We start from the raw sequence: 20,847 nt of genomic DNA, 5'->3' as shown, positions 1-20,847 counted from the left end.
GCCGCGAGCGCATGCCGGGGCATTTTGAACGGACCGCCCGAATCGGCACACACTGGCGCAGCCCGGCGCCCAACGTCCGTAACCTACCGACCGCTCATCGCTTTAGGAATGCTGCATGTCCACCCCCACAGTCCGCGAACAATTCCTTGTCATCAGTGCCCTCGGCGCCAACCCCATGGAGCTGACTAACGTCCTGTGCCGCGCCAGCCATGAAAATCGCTGCGCCGTGGTTACTTCACGCCTGACCCGCCACGGCGAGTGCAGCGCGCTGATCCTCGAGATCTCTGGCAGCTGGGACGCCCTCGCGCGCCTGGAAGGCAGCCTGTCGGGGCTCGCCAAGAAGCACGCCTTCACCGTCAACGTGGTGCGCAGCGCGGCGCTGGAAAATCGGCCACAGGCGCTGCCATACGTGGCTTACGTCAGCTCGGCTTATCGCCCGGACATCATCAATGAGTTGTGCCAGTTCTTCATGGACCACAACGTCGAACTGGAAAACCTGACCTGCGACACGTATCAGGCACCGCAGACCGGCGGCACCATGCTCAATGCCACGTTCACCGTGACCCTGCCGGCCGGCACCCAGATCAGTTGGCTGCGCGACCAGTTCCTCGATTTCGCCGACGCGATGAACCTCGACGCACTGATCGAGCCTTGGCGCCCACAAAACCCAATGTAAGGAAGCTTTCATGGCCGTTGTCATCGACCAACCGGTTACGGATTTCGAAGCACCTGCCACCAGCGGGCAAACCGTCAGCCTGTCTGCCTTGAAAGGCAAGCAAGTGGTGATCTACTTCTATCCGAAGGACAGCACCCCCGGTTGCACCACCGAAGGTCAGGGCTTTCGTGATCAGTACGCAGCGTTCCAGGCTGCCAACACGGAAATCTTCGGCATTTCCCGCGACAGCCTGAAGTCGCACGAGAACTTCAAGTGCAAGCAGGAGTTCCCGTTCGAGTTGATCAGCGACAAGGACGAGGCCGTGTGCCAATTGTTCGACGTGATCAAGTTGAAGAAGCTGTATGGCAAGGAATATCTGGGCGTTGATCGCAGCACCTTCCTGATTGATAAGGACGGTGTGCTGCGTCAGGAATGGCGCGGCGTGAAAGTGCCGGGGCATGTGGATGCGGTATTGGCTGCGGCTCAGGACCTGAATAAAGCCTGATGTTTTTGTGGCGTTATCACTGACGCCATCGCTGGCAAGCCAGCTCCCACAGGGTTTCCGGCACACACGAAATCTGTGGGAGCTGGCTTGCCAGCGATGAGGCCAAAAGCCTCTCCAAAGAAACGCTTTAAAGCAGCGGCGCCACTACCGGCTCCTTGCGCGGCCACGCATCCAGCACAGCCTTGAACAGCGTCGCCAGCGGAATTGCAAAGAACACCCCCCAGAATCCCCATAACCCGCCGAACAACAGCACCGCGCAGATGATCGCCACCGGGTGCAGGTTGACCGCCTCCGAGAACAGCAGCGGCACCAGCACGTTGCCATCCAGCGTCTGGATGATTCCGTAGGCCGCCATCAAATAAATGAACTGATCGCTCCAGCCCCACTGGAACAGCGCAATCAGCAACACCGGGACGGTCACCACCACCGCGCCGACGTACGGTACCACCACTGACACACCGACCAACAACGCCAGCAGCGCCGCATAATTAAGCCCGAGCGCAACGAATGCGATGTAAGTCACGCCACCGCAAATCACGATCTCGATGACCTTGCCGCGAATGTAGTTGGCGATCTGCCGGTTCATTTCCTGCGCGACCCGAGTGATCAACGCCCGCTCACGGGGTAAATAGCCGCGCACCCACTCGCCGATCATGGCCCGATCCTTGAGGAAGAAGAACACCAGGATCGGCACCAGCACCAGATAGATCATGATGTTGACCAACAGCGGCAGGCTCGACAGCGAGAAGGTCAGCGCCCATTGGCCGAACTTGCCGATTTCGCCGCGCGCCGCTTCGATCGCCTGTAGCACTTGCTCATCGGACACCAGATGCGGGTAACGCTCCGGCAGCAGCAACAGTAGCGATTGCCATTTGGCGAGCATGCCCGGCAATTCGTTGAACAGCGTGATCAACTGATGCCAGAGCAGCGGCAGCACCACGACGATGAACAGCATCAGCACGCCCATGAACAGCGCAAACACTAATCCCACCGCCGCACCACCCGGGACCCGCAGACGCTCCAGCGTGACCACCAGCCCCTGCATCAGATACGCCAGCACCATTCCCGCCAATACCGGCGCCAGCATGCCACCGAGGGTGAGCACGGCGGTAAAGGCCAGCACCAGCAGAACGGCCAGCACCACGGCTTCCTCATCGGAGAAGTAGCGCTGAATCCAGTCGCGTAACACTTTGAACATCAATATTCCTTAGGTCTTTTACGCTGTCGGTTTCAGGCTTTTTTCAACCAGTAACGGTAGACGCCCGCCTCGTCTTCTTCGCGCAGCAGCGTATGACCGGCCAATCGGGCAAAGGTGCGGAAGTCGCGCTGCGAGCCAGCATCCGTGGCGATCACCTTGAGTACGGCGCCGCTTTGGAGCTTATTGAGCTCCATTTTTGCCTTGAGCAACGGCAACGGACAATTCAGGCCACTGGCGTCCAGTTCCACGTCATGGGCTACAGCGTCAGTCATTGCGTCACTCCGGATCAGGTCAGTCGAGCTGCCTAGAATATCTGGTCGCAGCTTCGGTGTCCGGCTACAGTAAGGTCTTTGTCTTCTAAGGCTTTGTGCATGACTTTTCTGCGCCCTACCCTGCTGACGCTCGCTTGCCTGCTCGCCTCACCGGGCTTTGCCGACGATCTGCCGTCACTCGGCGACGCCAGTTCTGCCATTGTCTCGCCGCAACAGGAATATCAGCTCGGGCGCGCCTGGCTGGCCATGTTGCGCAGCCAGGTTTCACAGCTCAACGATCCGCAGCTCAAGGACTACGTCGAGTCCAGCGTTTACAAGCTGGTTGAGACCAGTCAGGTCACTGACCGGCGCCTCGAATTCATCCTGATCAACAGCCCGCAGCTCAACGCCTTCGCAGCGCCGGGCGGGGTGGTCGGGGTCAACGGTGGTTTGTTTCTGAACGCGCAGACCGAGGGCGAATACGCTTCGGTACTGGCGCACGAACTGGCTCACTTGTCGCAACGCCATTTTGCCCGCGGCGTCGAAGCCTCGCAGCGGATGCAGGTGCCGATGATGGCCGCGCTGCTGGCCGGTATTGTGATCGCAGCGGCGGGTGGCGGTGATGCTGGCATCGCGACCATCGCCGGCACTCAAGCGGCAGCGATTCAATCACAGCGCACCTTCTCCCGTCAGAATGAACAGGAAGCCGACCGCATCGGCATCCTCAATCTGGAAAAGGCCGGCTACGACCCGCGTTCGATGCCGACCATGTTTGAACGCTTGATGCGCCAATACCGTTTCGACGCCAAGCCACCGGAATTCCTCCTGACTCACCCGGTCACCGAATCGCGTATTGCCGACACCCGCAACCGCGCCGAGCAAGCCAAACCGGGCGGCATTGAAGACTCCAAGCGCTATCAGTTGATCCGCGCACGCGTGCAACTGATCTACGAAGAAACCCCAGGATTGGGCGCCAAGCGTTTTCGCGCGCAGCTGGACGAAAACCCGAAAAACGACGTGGCACGCTACGGTCTGGCAATTGCGCAGATCAAGGGCGGTCAGTTGAATGAGGCACGCGAGAATCTCAAGCAATTGCTGGCGACATCGCCGAACGAAATCATCTACAACCTGGCGCAAGTCGACCTGGACATCACCAACAATCGATTGCCCGATGCACAGTCGCGGGTCGAGCGGATGCTCACGCAATATCCCGGCAACTATCCGCTGAATCAGGTTCGCGTGGATCTTCTACTCAAACAGAACCGCGCCGCCGATGCCGAGAAGGCGCTCGAAGGCTTGCTCAAAACACGCCCGGATGATCCGGATGTCTGGTATCAGGTCGCCGAAACCCGTGGGTTGTCGGGCAACATCATCGGCTTGCATCAGGCGCGTGCCGAATACTTTGCACTCGTCGGCGACTATCGTCAGGCGATTCAGCAGCTCGATTTTGCCAAGCGCAAGGCGGGCAGCAACTTCCCGCTGTCGTCGCGCATCGACGCACGTCAGCGCGAGCTGATGGAGCAGGAGCGGATGATCAAGGACATGATGGGCTGATCATTACCCGTCAGCACAAAAGCTTCAGGCATAAAAAAACCGCCTCTTTCGAGGCGGTTTCTTTTTATCTACCAGCGGTTATTCAGCCAGTTTGAACGTGATGAAGCTCGCACGCCCTTGGCGCAGGACCCGCATCGACACCGAACGATTCTTCGGCAATGCCTTGGCGATCTCGGCGAACTCCTTGCTGGAGCTGATGGCCTGATTGTTCAGGTGAGTGATGACATCACCCGGTTGCAGACCGATCAGGGCGGCAGGACCGTCCTGCACTTCCTTGATGACCACGCCACCTTTGAGGTCGTAGGTTTTCTTCTGTTCGGCGGTCAGTTCGCCGACAGAGACACCGAGGCGGTTGCTGTTGGTTTCAGCACCGGACTTCGGCAGCGCATCCAGCTCTTTGTCTTCGTCAGGAATCGCGCCAACCGTCAGCTCGACGTTTTTGCGCTTACCTTCACGGATCACTTCCAGATTGGCTTTCGCCCCCGCCTTCAGCGCGCCGACCAGATGCGGCAGATCAGCAGACATGATGATCGGCTGACCGTTCATGCTGAGGATCACGTCGCCCACTTGCAGACCGCCCTTGGCCGCCGGGCCGTCATCCTGGATCTGCGCTACCAGCGCGCCGGCCGGTTTCTCAAGACCGAACGACTCGGCCAGATCCTTATTCACTTCCTGGATGACCACACCCAGCCAGCCGCGACTGACCTTGCCACCGCTCTTCAGCTGATTGGAAACGTCCATCGCCACATCAATAGGGATCGCGAACGACACGCCCATGAAGCCGCCGGAACGGGTGTAGATCTGCGAGTTGATCCCGACCACTTCGCCGTTCAGATTGAACAGCGGGCCACCGGAGTTGCCCGGGTTGATCGGTACGTCGGTCTGGATGAACGGCACATAGTTTTCGTTCGGCAGGCTTCGACCCACGGCGCTGACGATACCTTGGGTCACGGTGTGGTCGAAGCCGAAAGGCGAACCGATTGCCACGACCCACTGGCCAGCCTTCAGGTCTTGGGACTTGCCGAGCTTGAGCACTGGCAGATCCTTGCCTTCGATTTTCAACAACGCCACGTCGGAGCGCGGGTCGGTGCCGATCAGCTTGGCTTTCATTTCGCTGCGATCAGCCAGACGCACGAGGATTTCGTCGGCATCGGCAATCACGTGGTTGTTGGTCAGGATGTAACCATCAGAAGAGATGATGAAGCCCGAGCCCAACGATTGCGCTTCACGCTGGCGACCACCACCTGGCGAACGCTGCTGAGGCGGCATGCCGCGCTCGAAGAACTCGCGCAGCATCGGCGGCAGGCCTTCGAGATCAGGCATCTGCTGGTTCACTTTGCGATCGGGCAGTTTCTGCGTGGTACTGATGTTCACCACGGCAGGCGAGGCCTGTTCAACCAACTGAGTGAAATCAGGCAAATCGGCCGCTTGCGCAGCCGGGACCGCCTGACCGAGCAACAGCACGGTGGCGAAAATGGAGAAATAAGACTTCAAGCTAGGTATCGACATACAGCTCCCGTTACGACGAGCAGGTTTAAGCGATATGGAACAAGAATCACCGGAAACCACTGGCCGGGACTTTTATTCCAGGAACAACAAACAAGGCCAGAGCCGTGAGGCTCTGACCTATAAAAAACTTTCGGGTTATTTGCAAATGAAAATGCTCAGCAAACATTTCATCTCCGTCTCGACGAAGAAATGGTAATGACTGAAATCAGCTCACTGCTTGCTGGTTGCAGCGCCATCAGTATTACGCATCGATAGAGCAATTCGTTCGGCAGTGCCGATCGGAATCTCGCCTACCACGGTGACCATCATTTCGCCTTCTGGCGTGGTCAGGCGACGGGATACAGCGACGGTCGGACCGAGTTGAGTACGGGTATCGGTGACCGTAGCGCCATTCAATGGCTCGAGGAAAACCGAAAAGCGCGCCAATCCGTCGTCATACATCAGGCTGTTGACCTGAGTCTTGGTTTCAGGATCTTTGTGCGAGGTGCTGCTGGTCAGCTCGAAGCCCGGCGGCAGCCAGTCCGAATGCCATACCTGAGCAGTCTTTACGGCAGAGGCCTTGTCGCTGTCGAGGGTAATCGGCTTGCAATCAGCGGCAGCCAAAAGATCTTTATCCGACGGTACATCATCGGTATCGAGGCTGGTGAACTGGAATCGTTCGAGCAACTGCCCTTTGTCGTTCAACAGCAGCGACTTCAATGGCAGACCGGTCCTTTTGTCCAGATGCAACTCGAACCCGTAACGGTGCTGGTCACGAGGCGTCAGCGATACGATCACTGCGTCTCGCCCGGCCACGCGCGACTTGCCAATGACGGCAAGGTCATACCAGTTTTTCAGCTTTTGCGGATCGAGAGGACGAGCGGCCGAGTTGGGAGAATCCCCCAGTCCGGCAATCAGGGTGCCGCTGACGCATTGAGTATGCCCATCAATGCGCACGACTTCCTGAGCCGAACCGTCGAGCTGGAGTAAACGCTCGCGGACTTGGCCATTCTGGACGCGATGCCATATGTTATGGGTAGAAAAACTACCGTTACGCTCATAAACAAAGGTGCCGTGGAAGCTTTGCTGCTGCTCGGCCTGGCCCAGTCGGGTCAGCCAATCCTGGGCCTCATCGGCATGGGCTGGAACGATGAACCAGCCACTGAGCAGAAGCGAAAGTAGAGGTATGGCGCGCATGATCCTCCTTAACGGTTTTCCAGGCTTGCTGCACGTGCATACGGCAATGCACTTTCAGTACCTTTCAGCGCTGCCTGTTGGGCGTGCTGACGCAGGTAGCCTGGCAGACGCTGATCGTGCCAGCCTGGTTGACCTTGCAATACGCCGTTGGCCATTGGGCCAGTGGCTTCCGAACTCTCACTATAGCCTGCCAGAACAGCCGGACCTTTGACCTGTGGGGTGGCCAGGGTTGGCTGATTGGATTGCTGTGCCAGTTCGACACCAGCGATTTCGTCCTGGTTGTACAGACGAACACCCGCCAGAACGGCAACAGTCACCGAGGCTGCAACAGCCAGACGGCCGAGGTTGCGCCATGGGCTGCGAGATACTTTGGCCGGAGCCGTCTCGTCTTCCAGTGCAGCAGATACTGCCGCAGCAATGTCCAGACGTGGCAGCAGCAGATCCTTGTGCATAGCTGCCCGAGCGATCTGGTAACGAGCCCAGGTCTCACGGGTATCGACGTCGTCCAGTGCATTGAGCACTCGACGCAATTCCAGTTCGTCCGCTTCGTTATCCATCACTGCGGACAGCGATTCCTGCAGGGCTTCACGACTCATGGCGTTCCTCTCTTGGCTGTCGCCGCTGTCTCAGTTTTCCTGCAACAACGGCTGCAGGGCTTTATCGATGGCCTCCCGGGCGCGGAAAATCCGGGAGCGCACGGTACCCACCGGACACTGCATGACACTCGCAATGTCCTCGTAACTCAGACCATCGAACTCACGTAAAGTTAAAGCAGTACGCAAATCCTCTGGCAGTTGCTGGATGGTTCGATGGACGGTGCCTTCGATCTCATCCCGCAGCAATGCACGTTCTGGTGACTCGAGATCCTTGAGGCCATGATCGCCATCGTAGAACTCTGCATCTTCGGAACTTACATCACTATCTGGCGGCCGACGGCCGCGAGAAACCAGGTAATTCTTTGCCGTGTTAATGGCAATACGGTACAGCCACGTATAAAACGCACTGTCGCCGCGAAAGTTTCCAAGTGCTCGATACGCCTTGATAAAGGCTTCCTGAGCCACGTCCTGGGCTTCATGGGTGTCGTGCACAAAACGCACGATCAACCCGAGAATTTTGTGCTGATATTTCAGCACCAGCAGATCGAAAGCTCGCTTATCGCCACGCTGAACGCGTTCGACCAGCTGCTGATCCTCTTCCTGGGTTAGCATGAACACTCCTCGATAAGCCCGAAGGAGACTTGCATAACTAAACGACCAGACTTGCAAACATAGACTCGGGCTTTTCGCAAAAGTTCTCCCCCTCCAAGCAAGTTTCCTGCGGGCTCTGATTTGGCACGCACGAAAAACGCAGCTCGGGATAAACCGGCTGCGCGAATAATCTTGTCATCGGTTTCGCCGGCAGGAACCCCAACCACAGATTCCGCACTGAAGCCGACACTGTCCCTTGTTTCTGGCACCGACTATTGATCTTGGGCCTTTGGCAAAAGTTCCAATTATTTATAGCCGTACCCACTGCACATTGGGCGACCCTGAACGGAAAAAGCGTGTTTCACCGCCGATACAGTCGTCTTTTCCCAAAACCTGCGGAAAAATCTTCCGACGAAGCACCCGATTTTTCCCGTCACAGTAGTTTCACAATGCCATATAGGCTCGGCTATTGTGCCGCCCCACCCCTCTATATACTAGTGGGCTGTGTGGCTGTCTTGACTCGCCGATCCAGCTGTCTTGCGCCAACCCCGACCCGGGTCGCTTTGAGCGGAATCCTGTAATGAGCCAACAATTCCAACATGATGTTCTGGTCATAGGCAGCGGTGCTGCCGGTTTGAGTCTCGCGCTGACCCTGCCGGGTCATTTGCGCATTGCCGTATTGAGCAAGGGCGATCTCGCCAACGGTTCGACATTCTGGGCGCAGGGTGGCGTCGCCGCCGTGCTCGACGATACGGATACTGTCGAATCCCACGTCGATGACACCCTTAATGCGGGCGGCGGCCTGTGCCATGAAGACGCCGTGCGCTTCACCGTCGAGCACAGCCGTGAAGCCATCCAGTGGCTGATCGACCAAGGCGTACCGTTCACCCGCGACGAGCAGTCAGGCACAGAAGACGGTGGTTTCGAATTCCACTTGACTCGCGAAGGCGGCCACAGTCATCGGCGCATCATCCACGCGGCGGATGCCACCGGCGCCGCAATTTTCAGAACTCTATTGGCCCAGGCCAAAGAACGTTCGAACATCGAACTGCTGGAACAGCGGGTGGCGGTCGATCTGATCACCGAACGACGCCTGGGCCTGGACGGCGAACGCTGCCTCGGCGCCTACGTGCTGAACCGCGCCACTGGCGAAGTCGACACCTACGGCGCGCGCTTCGTGATTCTCGCTTCCGGTGGTGCAGCCAAGGTCTACCTCTATACCAGCAACCCCGACGGCGCCTGCGGTGATGGCATCGCCATGGCCTGGCGCTCTGGCTGTCGGGTAGCGAATCTGGAGTTCAACCAGTTCCACCCCACTTGCCTCTATCACCCGCAGGCCAAGAGTTTCCTGATTACTGAAGCCTTGCGTGGCGAAGGCGCGCACTTGAAGTTGCCGAACGGCGAACGCTTCATGTACCGCTTCGACAAACGCGCCGAACTGGCACCCCGCGATATCGTCGCCCGTGCCATCGACCACGAAATGAAGCGTCTGGGCGTGGATTGCGTTTACCTCGACATCAGCCACAAGCCCGAAGCCTTCATCAAGACTCACTTCCCGACTGTTTATGAGCGCTGCCTGGGCTTTGGCATCGATATCACCAAACAGCCGATCCCGGTCGTACCGGCAGCGCACTACACCTGTGGCGGCGTGATGGTCGATCAACATGGCCGCACCGATGTGCCAGGGCTGTACGCTATTGGCGAAACCAGCTTCACCGGCCTGCACGGCGCCAACCGCATGGCCAGCAATTCGCTACTGGAGTGCTTCGTCTACGCCCGCTCGGCGGCGGCGGACATTCTTGCGCAACTGGACGCTGTTACAGCGCCGCACGCCCTGCCCGTCTGGGACGCCAGCCAGGTGACCGACTCTGACGAAGACGTGATCATTGCGCACAACTGGGATGAGTTGCGGCGATTCATGTGGGACTACGTCGGCATCGTGCGCACCAACAAGCGCCTGCAACGGGCTCAACACCGCGTGCGCCTGCTGCTGGACGAGATTGACGAGTTCTACAGCAACTATAAAGTCAGTCGCGATCTGATCGAGCTGCGCAACCTCGCGCAAGTTGCTGAACTGATGATCAGCTCAGCCATGGAGCGCAAAGAAAGTCGCGGCCTGCATTACACCCTCGACTATCCGGACCTGCTGCCCGAGGCGCTCGACACTATTCTGGTGCCGCCCACCTACGCCGGCTGAACTTGAGCCGAACCCGCAGGCGCCGGTGCAGATCCGCCGCCTGCGAGTCGCGTGGTACGCAGATCGATCTGACCCGCCATTCTCCGCGCAAGCGAAAACGCAGCACCACGATCAGCGGCAGCGCCAGGCTGTCCGGTCGCAGTTGCACCGCTTGCCAACCATCAGCCTGATTCCACAGTTGCCAGCCATCGGCATCCCGACGCAGGCGACAAAAAGCACTGGGATGACTCAACAGAATCTGCCGTGGCATCACGTAAAAGGCGTGAAGCAGGCAAGCGAAAGCGCCAAGGAGACTGGCCCAGAGTGGAATTGAAAGCAGGAACAACGAACCCAAAGCGAACGCCTGGGCCAACAAATACGCCGCCAGCAACTGCCGCGAGGCATGCCAGCGGCATTCGAACGTATTACTTGGGCTGGACACGATCCAGGATCATGCGAACCATGCGTTGCAGCTCGGGGTCTTCAGACTCGCTGCGCTCCATGAACCAGCCGAACATGTCCTGATCCTCGCACGTCAGCAGACGCACATACAGATCGCGATCCACCTGGTTCAACGTCGCGTAGACCTCCTGCACGAACGGCACCAGCAATACGTCAAGCTCAAGCATGCCGCGACGGCTGTGCCAAAAGAGGCGATTCAGTTCAACTTGTTCGACTTCGGCCATGGGGCCCTCCTCAAATTTGGCGGCAAGTATACAGCCCGTGCGCAAGTCGCACAGTCGGCTTTGGTCGGGCACCACCGATCCTTTATCAACTACCCATTTCAACAACGCGCCCTTATGATGTGCCCCAGTCTATTTACCCTGCGATGACCCATGGCCGATTCTGCTTTTTTCTGCACCCTGTCTCATGAAGGCGTTCTCGCGGTTCGCGGCGCGGATGCCGGAAAATTCCTGCAAGGCCAGCTGACCTGCAATATCAATTACCTGAGCGACACCCGGGCCAGCCTCGGCGCGCGCTGCACGCAAAAAGGCCGGATGCAGTCGAGTTTCCGCATTCTGCTCGAAGGTGACGGCGTGCTGCTGGCGATGGCCAGCGAGCTGCTGGAACCGCAACTGGCGGACCTGAAAAAGTACGCAGTGTTCTCCAAATCCAAACTGACTGACGAAAGTGGCTCATGGGTGCGCTTCGGCCTGGAGCATGGCGACGCCGCACTGGCCAGCCTCGGTCTGGATCTATCCGCCGAAACCGACAGTGTCGCGCGCAACGAAGGCCTGATCGCGATCCGCGTTTCGCCGCAGCGTGCCGAACTCTGGGTACCCGTCGATCAAGCTGAATCCATCAAAGCCAGGCTGTCCGCCGTCCTGCCTGAAGGCGAGCTGAACCAGTGGCTGCTGGGCCAGATCCGCGCCGGTATCGGTCAGGTCATGCCGAGCACCCGCGAGTTGTTCATCCCGCAGATGCTCAACCTGCAAGCCGTTGGCGGCGTGAGTTTCAAGAAAGGCTGCTACACCGGCCAGGAAATCGTCGCGCGCATGCAGTACCTGGGCAAGCTCAAGCGTCGTCTGTATCGCGTGAGCCTGGACGCCGCCGAATTGCCGGAACCAGGCACCCCGTTGTTCGCGCCGAGCCACAACAGCTCGATCGGTGAAGTCGTATTGGCTGCCAATGCCGGGAAAAATATTGAACTGCTGGCGGTGTTGCAGGCCGAAGCTGCCGAAGCGGGCGATCTGCATGTGGGCACCCTTGAGGGGCCAGCGCTGCACTTGCTCGATTTGCCCTACGAACTGGATCGCGACCGCGAAATCCAGCGCTGATCGCAGCATTTGTTGCAACACCCTAGAGAGCATAAATGAACGAACTGGCGGATAAGATCCAACAGGATTTGGTTGAGGCCATCGATAACGATGACCTGGTTCTGCCAACACTGCCGGAAGTGGCCCTGCAAATTCGCAAGGCCGCTGAAGACCCGGAAATCAGCGTCAGCGACCTGAGCAAAGTCATTGGCCGTGACACTGCGCTTTCTGCGCGCCTGATCAAAGTGGTCAACAGTCCACTGCTGCGCGCGGCGCAGGAAGTCACCGACCTGCACACCGCCATCACTCGCCTGGGCATCAACTACAGCAGCAACCTGGCAATCGGCCTGGTGATGGAGCAGATTTTCCACGCCAGTTCCGATGTGGTGGAACAGAAGATGCGTGAAGTCTGGCGCAAGAGCCTGGAAATCGCCGGGGTCAGCTACGCGCTGTGCCGTCGCTACACTCAGCTCAAACCCGATCAGGCAGCACTGGGCGGTCTGGTGCATCAGATCGGTGTGCTGCCGATTCTGACCTACGCCGAAGATCACTACGAATTGCTGTCGGACCCGGTCAGCCTCAACCATGTAATCGACCAACTTCACCCATTGCTGGGCGACAAACTGCTGCGCGTCTGGGAATTTCCGGAGCGGCTGGTGGAGTTGCCGGGGTTGTATCAGGACTTCAAGCGCGACTCGGCAGAGATCGATTACGTCGATCTGGTGCAAGTGGCGAGCCTGTATTGCCACAAGGGCAGTGATCATCCGTTTGCGCGGATTGACCCACTTACGGTTCCGGCATTCAGAAAGCTTGGGATCGACCCGGAGAACAAGGCGTTGTGCGCGGATCTGGAAGAATCGCGGACGATGTTTTACTGATCGCTGTGGTGAGGGGATTTATCCCCGATGGGTCGCGAAGCGACCCCAAAATATGCAATCCGATTTTTCCCGACAGACCGTACTTTCCGAACTGCGGCTGCTCGGTCGCCGATCGGGGATAAATCCCCTCGCCACAAAGGCCCTCGCCGATTTAGCCAGCAATAAAACTCACACGCACCTTCAACCCCGCCTGCTCACCATCATGCAACGTGATCTGCGCCAGATGCGCCCGGCAGATCTCACCGACAATCGCCAGCCCCAACCCCGAACCGGCGACCTGCTGATTACGTCGGTAGAAGCGCTCGAACACCCGATCACGCTCTTCCAGAGGAATCCCCGGTCCGTCGTCTTCAACCTCAAGCACCGCCGGCGCCGTCACGCGCAAAATCACGTTGCCGCCCGGTGGCGTGTGCGCCAGTGCGTTGTCCACCAGGTTGCTCAGCAACTCATTGAGCAACGTCGGCTCGCCGCGCAACCACACCGGTTCATCCGCCTCCAGCGCCAGCGCAACACCACGGGCGTGGGCCAGTGGCGCCATGGCCATGCCCAGTTCCCGGGCCAACTGACTCAGATCGAGCAATTGCGCCCCGCCCTCGGCAATCGCCCGCGCGCCGTTCTCGACACGCGCCAGCGAGAGCAATTGATTGGCCAGATGGGTCAGGCGATCGGTGCCCTGCGCGGAAGATTCCAGCGTCGTGCGCCAGACCTGCGGGTCATTTGAACGCAAGCCCAATTCAAGTCGCGCCTTCAACGCCGCCAAGGGTGTGCGCAATTCATGCGCGGCGTCGGCGATGAACTGTGCCTGTCGCTCGAACTGACCACGCAGGCGCTCGGTGAAATGGTTGAGCCCGCGCACCAGCGGCCACAACTCATGCTGCACTTCTACCAGCGGCAACGGCCGCAAGTCGTCGGGTTGGCGCTCCTCGACGGCGGTGCGCAAACGCTCCAGCGGTCGCAACGCTGCGCTGACCGCGAACCAAACCAACAGCAACGCACCGATCGCCAACATGCCCAAACGCAACAAGGTGTCGGCGGCCAGACTGCGGGCCATGCTGACCCGGGCTTCATCGGTCTCGGCGACGCGGATTTCCGCCATGCCGTTCATGTTGGGTTCGGTCACGGCTTTGAGCAGGCTGACCACACGCACGTTTTGTCCGCGATAAGTCGCGTTATAGAAGCGCGCCAAGGCCGGGTAGTCATCAGTCCTGGGGGTGCCGGGCGGTGGGCCGGGGAGGTTTTCGTAGCCGGAAATCAGCTTCTGGTGGATGTCGTTGACCTGGTAATAGATCCGTCCGGCGCTGTCATAGGCAAAGGTATCGAGGGCCACGTAAGGCACGTCGGCACTGAGGCTGCCGTCACGCTGCGACAGACCGGCAGCAATGGTTCGCGCCGACGCCAGCAAGGTACGGTCATACGCCGTGTCGGCCGCCTCGCGTCCATTCCAGTAAGCACTCAAGCCACTGGCGAGCATCAGCACCACCAGCAGCAACGCGAGGTTCCACAGCAACCGCCAGCGCAGGCTGCTGGGCTTATGCATCGCGACTTTCCAGCAGATAGCCGAGACCACGGAATGTCACGATCGCCACCGGTTGACCGTCGAGTTTCTTGCGAAGGCGATGCACGTAGATTTCGATGGCATCGGGGCTGGCTTCTTCGTCGAGGCCGAATACCTGCGAGGCCAGTTGCTCCTTGCTCATCACCCGTCCCGGTCGGGCGATCAGCGCTTCGAGTACGGCTTGCTCGCGCGAGGTCAGGGTCAGCAGCTCTTCACCGAGGGTGAAGCGCCGTGTGTCGAGGTCATAGGCCAGCACGCCGCAACGTTGCTGGCGCTCGCCGCCGAGCACACTGCGGCGCAACAGGGCTTTGACCCGGGCTTCCAGTTCGGTCAGTTCGAACGGTTTGGCGAGGTAATCGTCAGCGCCGAGATTGAGGCCATGCACGCGATCCTTCACATCACTGCGCGCGGTCAGCATCAGCACCGGCAGATTTTTTCCACGAGCACGCAAGCGCGCCAACACCTCAAATCCATCCATGCGCGGCAAGCCGACATCAAGAATCGCCACCGCGTATTCCTCACTGCTCAGGGCCAGATCGGCGGCGACACCATCGTGCAACACATCCACGGTCAGACCGGTGCTCTTGAGCGCCTGGGCCACACTTTCGGCCAGTTGCAGATGGTCTTCGACGAGCAGGACACGCATGGATTCTTACCTCGTTCAGGGGTGGCCGGCGCCACTCTTTGTCGCGGAGTTTACAGCCGCAACCGTCGCTGTGAAGCCCGAAAACCGTGAAAGTCAGCTGAAAGGTTAGCGAAAGGTTGGGCCGTTAGAGTCGGTTTACGGACAGTTTCGACTGCCGTCGCTGCTGCCACACAGCGTGACGAAAAACGCCACGAAGCGTTTTCGACCAATAAGAACAATAAACGGAGTACACCCGCATGCCGTCCATGCAGACCCGGGCTCTCATGCCCGTTCGCCCTTCCCGTTTCAGCCACGCCACCCTCGCCAGCGCCGCCGCCCTCGCCGGTTTTTCGCCGTTGAGTTTTGCCGACTTCATCGAAGACAGCAGCGCCACCTTCGAAACCCGCAACATGTATTTCAACCGCGACTTTCGCGATGGCACCAGCGCCCAGCAATCCAAGCGTGACGAATGGGCACAAGGCTTCATGCTCAATCTGCAATCGGGTTACACCGACGGCACCGTGGGGTTCGGTGTCGATGCGTTGGGCATGCTTGGGGTCAAGCTCGATTCGAGCCCGGACCGTACCGGCACCGGCCTGTTGCCGACCCACGACGACGGGCGCGCGGCTGACGAGTACTCCAAGGTCGGCCTGACCGGCAAAGTGAAAATCTCCGCCACAGAACTGAAAATCGGCAGCCTGATCCCCGAACTGCCGATCCTCAAGCCTAACGACGGACGCATCCTGCCGCAGACCTTTGAAGGCGGTTTGCTGACGTCCAAAGAAATCAAAAACCTGACCTTCACTGGCGGACGCCTGGAGAAAGCCAAGGATCGCGACAGCACCGATTTCGAGGACATCGCCCTCAACAACAAGAACAGCCGTTTTGCCGGCACCGCTGCCGGCAAGCACTTCGATTTCGGCGGCGTGGACTACAAGTTCACTGACAAGATCACCGGCAGTTACCACTTCGCGCAACTCGACGAAGTCTACAACCAGCACTTCTTCGGTCTGGTCGCCTCCCGCCCGATGGGCCCGGGCACATTTGCCACCGACCTGCGTTTTGCCGTCAGTGACGATCAAGGCGCGGCGCGTGGCGGCGAAATCGACAACCGCTCGCTCAACGGTCTGGTCAGTTATGCCCTGAGCGGCCACAAGTTCAGCGCCGGTTATCAGCACATGTCCGGCGACAGCGCATTCCCGTATGTCGATGGCAGCGACCCGTACCTGGTCAACTTCGTGCAGATCAACGACTTCGCCGGCGCCGAAGAACGCTCTTGGCAAGCACGTTACGACTTCGACTTCGCCAAACTCGGCATCCCCGGTCTGAGCTTCATGAGCCGTTACTTGAGCGGTGACAACATCAAGCTCAAGAACGGTGAAGAAGGCAAAGAGTGGGAGCGCAACACCGAGATCAAATATGTAGTACAAAGCGGCGCCTTGAAGGATGTCGCGGTGCGTTTGCGTAATGCCACTTATCGCTCGAATTACTCCGCTCGCGATGCTGATGAAGTGCGGTTGCTGGTGAGCTATAGCGTTGCGCTTTGGTAATTGATTGAAATGTCGAAGATGAAGATCAAAAGATCGTCCGATCGCGATCCGAGCCTTCGGCAACTCCTACAAAGAATCCCCTACAACAAAAAAACCTGTGGAGAGACCAATGAATTTGTCACTGCGTAAAGTTGCTTTAGCTATCGGCACGGTGCTGGTTGCCGGCCAACTCATGGCCGAACCGAAACGTCCGGAATGCATCGCCCCGGCCTCGCCGGGTGGTGGTTTCGATCTGACCTGCAAACTGGTGCAGAGCGCGCTGGTCAACGAAAAACTGCTGACCAAACCGATGCGTGTCACCTACATGCCCGGCGGCGTTGGCGCGGTGGCGTACAACGCCGTGGTTGCGCAACGTCCGGCCGATGCCGGCACGCTGGTGGCGTGGTCCAGCGGTTCGCTGTTGAACCTGGCCCAGGGCAAGTTCGGCCGTTTCGATGAAACCAATGTGCGCTGGCTCGCGGCCGTCGGCACCAGCTACGGTGCCATCGCGGTGAAAAGCGATTCGCCCTACAAGACCCTCGACGATCTCGTTCAGGCATTGAAGAAAGATCCGAGCTCCGTGGTCATCGGTTCCGGCGGCACCGTCGGCAGCCAGGACTGGATGCAAACCGCGCTGATCGCCAAGGCTGCCGGGATCAACCCGCGTGACCTGCGTTACGTCGCCCTCGAAGGTGGCGGCGAAATCGCCACCGCCCTGCTCGGCGGCCACATCCAGGTCGGCAGCACCGACATCTCCGACTCCATGCCGCACATCCAGAGCGGCGATATGCGTCTGCTCGCGGTGTTCGCCGACAAGCGTCTCGACGAGCCGGAAATGAAAGACATCCCGACCGCTCGCGAGCAAGGCTACGACATCGTCTGGCCAGTGGTGCGCGGCTTCTACCTCGGGCCAAAAGTCAGCGATGAAGACTACGCCTGGTGGAAAGACTCGTTCGACAAACTGCTGGCCTCCGACGAGTTCGCCAAGCTGCGCGATCAGCGTGAACTGTTCCCGTTTGCCATGACCGGCCCGGAACTCGACACCTACGTGAAGAAGCAGGTGGCGGACTACAAAGTGCTGGCCAAAGAGTTCGGCCTGATCCAGTGATCGCCTCTGTCTAGCGGCTGCGTTCCCGACTGCGGGGACGCGGCACAGGAGCTCCCATGCTTATTCAACGCATTTTCGCTTCAGTGCTGTTGCTGGTTTGCGCCGGCCTGGCCCTGATGGCGTGGCCGTATCAAGCGGCTTTTTCCTACGAACCGGTGGGCCCGCGCGCCTTCCCTTTGCTGATGCTCGGCCTGATGGGCGCGGCGCTGCTGTACATGGTGTTCCGCCCGGCGCCAATCAAACACAGCGATGAAGATCCACCGCTGGATCGCGAAACGCTGACCAAGATTGCCATCTGCGTCGCCTTGTTGCTGGTGTTCGCCGGTTTGTTCGAACCGTTGGGTTTCATCCTCAGCAGCATCCTCATCGGCATTCCGATGGCGCGCCTGTATGGCGGTCGTTGGTGGCCGAGCGTGGTGGTGACCACGCTGATGGCCATCGGTCTGTACCTGCTGTTCGACCGTGTGATGGACGTTCCGCTGCCCCTTGGCCTGCTCGACGTGCTGGAGAACTGATATGGATACCCTCGGTTATTTGGGTCAAGGCTTCGGCGTCGCGCTGAGCCCGTACAACTTGGTCACGGCCCTGACCGGCACACTGATCGGCACCGTCGTCGGCTTGCTGCCGGGCCTTGGCCCGATCAACGGGGTGGCACTGCTGATTCCGATTGCTTTTGCCCTCGGCCTGCCGCCGGAGTCGGCGTTGATTCTGCTGGCAGCTGTGTATCTGGGCTGCGAATACGGCGGGCGGATCAGCTCGATTCTGCTGAACATTCCCGGCGAAGCATCGACCGTAATGACCACCCTCGACGGTTACCCGATGGCCCGCAAAGGTCTGGCCGGTGTGGCGCTGTCGCTGTCGGCGTGGAGTTCGTTTATCGGTGCGTTTATCGCCACCTGCGGCATGGTGCTGTTCGCGCCGTTGCTGGCGAAATGGGCGATTGCCTTTGGGCCGGCGGAATACTTCGTGTTGATGGTGTTTGCGATTGTCTGCCTGGGCGGCATGGCCGGTGATCGACCGCTGAAGACGTTTATTGCGGCGTTGATCGGGCTGTTCCTGTCGAGCGTCGGCATCGACGCCAACAGCGGCGTGTACCGCTTCACTGGCGACAACATTCACCTGACCGACGGCATCCAGTTCGTCGTGCTGGTGCTGGGCTTGTTCTCGATCAGCGAGATTCTGCTGTTGCTGGAGAAAACCCATCGCGGCCAGGAAGCGGTAAAAGCCACCGGCCGGATGATGTTCAACTTCAAGGAAGCGTCTTCGGTGTTCGTGGTGAACATCCGTTGCGGCCTGCTCGGTTTCATCATGGGCGTATTGCCGGGTGCCGGCGCCACATTGGCCAGTGCCGTGGCCTACATGACCGAGAAACGCATCGCCGGTGCCAGCGGCAAATTCGGTGAAGGTGATGCCCGTGGCCTCGCCGCCCCGGAAACCGCCATCGGTGCTTCTGCCTGTGGCGCGCTGGTGCCAATGCTGACCCTCGGTGTTCCGGGTTCGGGTACCACCGCGGTGATGATCGGCGCCCTGTCGCTGTACAACATTACCCCGGGGCCGCTGCTGTTCCAGCAACAACCGGATATCGTCTGGGGCCTGATCGCCTCGCTGTTCATCGCCAACATCATGCTGGTGATCCTCAACATCCCGATGATCCGCATCTTCACGCGCATCCTTGCGGTGCCGAACTGGGCACTGGTGCCGGTGATCGCGATCATCACCGGGATCGGCGTCTACGCGGTGCACGCCACCACGTTCGACCTGTTCCTGATGGTCGGTATCGGCATTTTCGGTTACATCCTGCGCAAGCTCGACTTCCCGTTGTCGCCGGTGCTGCTGGGCTTCATCCTCGGTGGCCTGATGGAGCAGAACCTGCGTCGGGCGCTGTCGATTTCCAACGGTGCATTGGAAATCCTCTGGTCGAGCCCGATCACCTTCGGTGTCTGGGTACTGACCGCGATCATGCTGCTGATGCCGCTGCTGCGCATCTGGCGCAAACGTTCGGTCGCACGCCGCGCCATTGCCGATGTTTGATCGCGCCTCACTGAAATCCTGGTGGGGAACCCCGCTGGTCGGTCTGCTTGGCGGTTACCTCGCCAGCCAGATCGGCTGGCCACTGCCGTGGATGGTCGGCTCGTTGCTGGCGATCATCCTCGTGCGCTGCCTGACGCCGTGGCAACTCACGGAAATCCCCGGCGGCCGCAAGTGCGGCCAGTGGATTGTCGGGATCGGCATCGGCCTGCACTTCACCCCGGTGGTGATGGAGCAGGTGCTCAGTCATTTCGGTCTGATCTTTTTCGGTGCGCTGGTGACCAGCGTGTCGGCGGTGGTTGGCGTGTGGTTGATGCGCCGCACCGGGGAGGATCGCGCCACGGCGTTTTTCTCGAGCATGCCCGGTGGCTCCGGTGAGATGGTCAACCTCGGTGCACGCAACGGGGCGATGCTCAGCCACGTTGCGGCAGGGCAAAGTCTGCGGGTGTTGGTGGTGGTGTTGTGTGTGCCGGCGGCGTTCAAGTATCTGCTCGGTGACGGCACGCCGATTGCTCACGCTGGCAGTGTCGATTGGCGCTGGCTGGCGATCCTGTTTCCGGCAGGTGGTCTGCTTGCTTGGCTCTGGCAGCGTTTGCGTCAACCCAATCCGTGGCTGTTCGGGCCGTTGCTGGTGAGTGCGGCGGTGAGTATCGGTTGGGATCTGCACATCGGTTTGCCCAATGGCGGCAGTCAGATTGGCCAGTGGTTGATCGGCAGCGGCCTGGGCTGCCACTTCAATCGACAGTTTTTTCGGCGTGCGCCGTCGTTCATGGGCCGCACGTTGATCGGCACGGCGCTGACCATGTTGATCGCCACATTGGCGGCGTTGGGATTGAGTGCCTTGACCCATCTGGATCTGCGCTCACTGACGCTGGGCATGATGCCCGGCGGGATTGCCGAAATGAGTCTGACGGCGGAGACCCTGCAACTGTCGGTGCCGCTGGTGACGGCGATGCAGGTGATGCGGCTGTTGTTTGTGCTGTTTCTGGCGGAGCCGTTGTTCAAATACTGGAATCGTAATCCCGAGTAAGACCGAGTCGACTTTATCGCTGGCAAGCCAGCTCCCACAGGGTTCTGAGGTGTACACATAATTGTGGCACCCACAAAAACCTGTGGGAGCTGCGGTGCGACGACTCGACTTGCCAGCGATGGGGCC

The 20,847-nt window shown here is 59.5% G+C and carries 21 protein-coding genes; 11 read left to right on the top strand and 10 right to left on the bottom strand.

Going from position 1 to position 20,847, the window contains the following annotated elements; translation table 11 throughout:
* Positions 1-115: 115 nt before the first annotated feature.
* Both KI231_RS07280 and KI231_RS07275 read left to right on the top strand, forming a co-directional pair.
* Positions 116-676, top strand: coding sequence for a glycine cleavage system transcriptional repressor (locus tag KI231_RS07280; protein WP_016984694.1), 561 nt, complete (start codon positions 116-118; stop codon positions 674-676).
* A gap of 10 nt (positions 677-686) precedes the next feature.
* Complete coding sequence (locus KI231_RS07275) at positions 687-1,160, top strand: peroxiredoxin (protein WP_103305603.1); 474 nt, start codon at positions 687-689, stop codon at positions 1,158-1,160.
* A 127-nt stretch (positions 1,161-1,287) separates the two neighbouring features.
* On the opposite strand, the gene KI231_RS07270 is transcribed toward KI231_RS07275, so the two are convergent.
* The gene (locus KI231_RS07270; RefSeq protein WP_103305602.1) at positions 1,288-2,358 is read right to left on the bottom strand and encodes an AI-2E family transporter; all 1,071 of its coding nucleotides are present in this window, start codon (positions 2,356-2,358) and stop codon (positions 1,288-1,290) included.
* A gap of 32 nt (positions 2,359-2,390) precedes the next feature.
* Positions 2,391-2,630 carry a sulfurtransferase TusA family protein gene (locus KI231_RS07265; RefSeq protein ID WP_038358357.1) on the bottom strand — a complete coding sequence of 80 codons (240 nt, stop codon included), beginning with the start codon at positions 2,628-2,630 and terminating at the stop codon, positions 2,391-2,393.
* Between the two features lie 99 nt (positions 2,631-2,729).
* Between KI231_RS07265 and KI231_RS07260 the strand changes: the two genes are divergently transcribed.
* Positions 2,730-4,163, top strand: a complete 1,434-nt coding sequence (locus KI231_RS07260) for a M48 family metalloprotease (protein WP_213027842.1) — start codon at positions 2,730-2,732, stop codon at positions 4,161-4,163.
* 78 nt (positions 4,164-4,241) lie between these two features.
* On the opposite strand, the gene KI231_RS07255 is transcribed toward KI231_RS07260, so the two are convergent.
* From KI231_RS07255 to rpoE, 4 genes are all read right to left on the bottom strand, one after another.
* Positions 4,242-5,672, bottom strand: coding sequence for a DegQ family serine endoprotease (locus KI231_RS07255; protein WP_213027841.1), 1,431 nt, complete (start codon positions 5,670-5,672; stop codon positions 4,242-4,244).
* Between the two features lie 210 nt (positions 5,673-5,882).
* The gene (locus KI231_RS07250; protein ID WP_213027840.1) at positions 5,883-6,848 is read right to left on the bottom strand and encodes a MucB/RseB C-terminal domain-containing protein; all 966 of its coding nucleotides are present in this window, start codon (positions 6,846-6,848) and stop codon (positions 5,883-5,885) included.
* 8 nt (positions 6,849-6,856) lie between these two features.
* A complete protein-coding gene (locus KI231_RS07245; RefSeq protein WP_034153146.1) occupies positions 6,857-7,444 on the bottom strand; it encodes a sigma-E factor negative regulatory protein in 588 nt (195 codons plus the stop codon).
* Positions 7,445-7,474: 30 nt separating this feature from the next.
* Positions 7,475-8,056 carry an RNA polymerase sigma factor RpoE/AlgU gene (gene rpoE, locus KI231_RS07240; RefSeq protein ID WP_003172477.1) on the bottom strand — a complete coding sequence of 194 codons (582 nt, stop codon included), beginning with the start codon at positions 8,054-8,056 and terminating at the stop codon, positions 7,475-7,477.
* A 559-nt stretch (positions 8,057-8,615) separates the two neighbouring features.
* Here rpoE and nadB point away from each other — a divergent pair.
* The gene (nadB, locus tag KI231_RS07235; protein WP_103305598.1) at positions 8,616-10,232 is read left to right on the top strand and encodes an L-aspartate oxidase; all 1,617 of its coding nucleotides are present in this window, start codon (positions 8,616-8,618) and stop codon (positions 10,230-10,232) included.
* On the opposite strand, the gene KI231_RS07230 is transcribed toward nadB, so the two are convergent.
* Together KI231_RS07230 and KI231_RS07225 are read right to left on the bottom strand one after the other, a co-directional pair.
* Positions 10,201-10,653 carry a protein YgfX gene (locus KI231_RS07230; protein ID WP_213027839.1) on the bottom strand — a complete coding sequence of 151 codons (453 nt, stop codon included), beginning with the start codon at positions 10,651-10,653 and terminating at the stop codon, positions 10,201-10,203. The genes nadB and KI231_RS07230 overlap by 32 nt on opposite strands.
* Positions 10,637-10,897 carry an FAD assembly factor SdhE gene (locus KI231_RS07225; RefSeq protein ID WP_103305596.1) on the bottom strand — a complete coding sequence of 87 codons (261 nt, stop codon included), beginning with the start codon at positions 10,895-10,897 and terminating at the stop codon, positions 10,637-10,639. The genes KI231_RS07230 and KI231_RS07225 overlap by 17 nt, the downstream gene beginning before the upstream one ends.
* 150 nt (positions 10,898-11,047) lie before the next feature.
* Between KI231_RS07225 and ygfZ the strand changes: the two genes are divergently transcribed.
* Together ygfZ and KI231_RS07215 are read left to right on the top strand one after the other, a co-directional pair.
* The gene (gene ygfZ / locus KI231_RS07220; protein ID WP_103305595.1) at positions 11,048-11,989 is read left to right on the top strand and encodes a CAF17-like 4Fe-4S cluster assembly/insertion protein YgfZ; all 942 of its coding nucleotides are present in this window, start codon (positions 11,048-11,050) and stop codon (positions 11,987-11,989) included.
* Positions 11,990-12,024: 35 nt separating this feature from the next.
* Complete coding sequence (locus KI231_RS07215) at positions 12,025-12,846, top strand: HDOD domain-containing protein (protein WP_213027838.1); 822 nt, start codon at positions 12,025-12,027, stop codon at positions 12,844-12,846.
* Positions 12,847-12,997: 151 nt separating this feature from the next.
* Here KI231_RS07215 and tctE read toward each other — a convergent pair whose 3' ends face one another.
* Positions 12,998-14,383, bottom strand: coding sequence for a two-component system sensor histidine kinase TctE (gene tctE, locus KI231_RS07210; protein ID WP_213027837.1), 1,386 nt, complete (start codon positions 14,381-14,383; stop codon positions 12,998-13,000).
* The gene (tctD, locus tag KI231_RS07205; RefSeq protein WP_038358340.1) at positions 14,376-15,047 is read right to left on the bottom strand and encodes a two-component system response regulator TctD; all 672 of its coding nucleotides are present in this window, start codon (positions 15,045-15,047) and stop codon (positions 14,376-14,378) included. Before tctD ends, tctE begins: the two co-directional genes overlap by 8 nt.
* A 236-nt stretch (positions 15,048-15,283) precedes the next feature.
* Here tctD and KI231_RS07200 point away from each other — a divergent pair, with 236 nt between their 5' ends.
* The 5 genes from KI231_RS07200 (at position 15,284) to KI231_RS07180 (ending at position 20,721) form a co-directional block, all read left to right on the top strand.
* Positions 15,284-16,576: an OprD family porin gene (locus KI231_RS07200; RefSeq protein ID WP_103305592.1), complete on the top strand. Its 1,293-nt coding sequence runs from the start codon at positions 15,284-15,286 to the stop codon at positions 16,574-16,576.
* A 109-nt stretch (positions 16,577-16,685) separates the two neighbouring features.
* Positions 16,686-17,663 (top strand): Bug family tripartite tricarboxylate transporter substrate binding protein, encoded by a 978-nt coding sequence (locus tag KI231_RS07195; RefSeq protein WP_103305591.1) that lies wholly within the window; start codon positions 16,686-16,688, stop codon positions 17,661-17,663.
* A gap of 56 nt (positions 17,664-17,719) precedes the next feature.
* Entirely contained in the window at positions 17,720-18,178 is a 459-nt protein-coding gene (locus KI231_RS07190; protein WP_103305590.1) for a tripartite tricarboxylate transporter TctB family protein, read from the top strand.
* A 1-nt stretch (position 18,179) separates the two neighbouring features.
* Positions 18,180-19,694 (top strand): tripartite tricarboxylate transporter permease, encoded by a 1,515-nt coding sequence (locus tag KI231_RS07185; RefSeq protein WP_213027836.1) that lies wholly within the window; start codon positions 18,180-18,182, stop codon positions 19,692-19,694.
* Positions 19,687-20,721 carry an AbrB family transcriptional regulator gene (locus KI231_RS07180; protein ID WP_103305588.1) on the top strand — a complete coding sequence of 345 codons (1,035 nt, stop codon included), beginning with the start codon at positions 19,687-19,689 and terminating at the stop codon, positions 20,719-20,721. The genes KI231_RS07185 and KI231_RS07180 overlap by 8 nt, the downstream gene beginning before the upstream one ends.
* Positions 20,722-20,847: the final 126 nt, after the last annotated feature.

The sequence above is a fragment of the Pseudomonas sp. Seg1 genome (assembly GCF_018326005.1).
GTDB lineage: Bacteria > Pseudomonadota > Gammaproteobacteria > Pseudomonadales > Pseudomonadaceae > Aquipseudomonas.
Note: the sequence above shows the minus strand (reverse complement) of the source record. Positions and strands in the feature narration are given on the sequence as shown.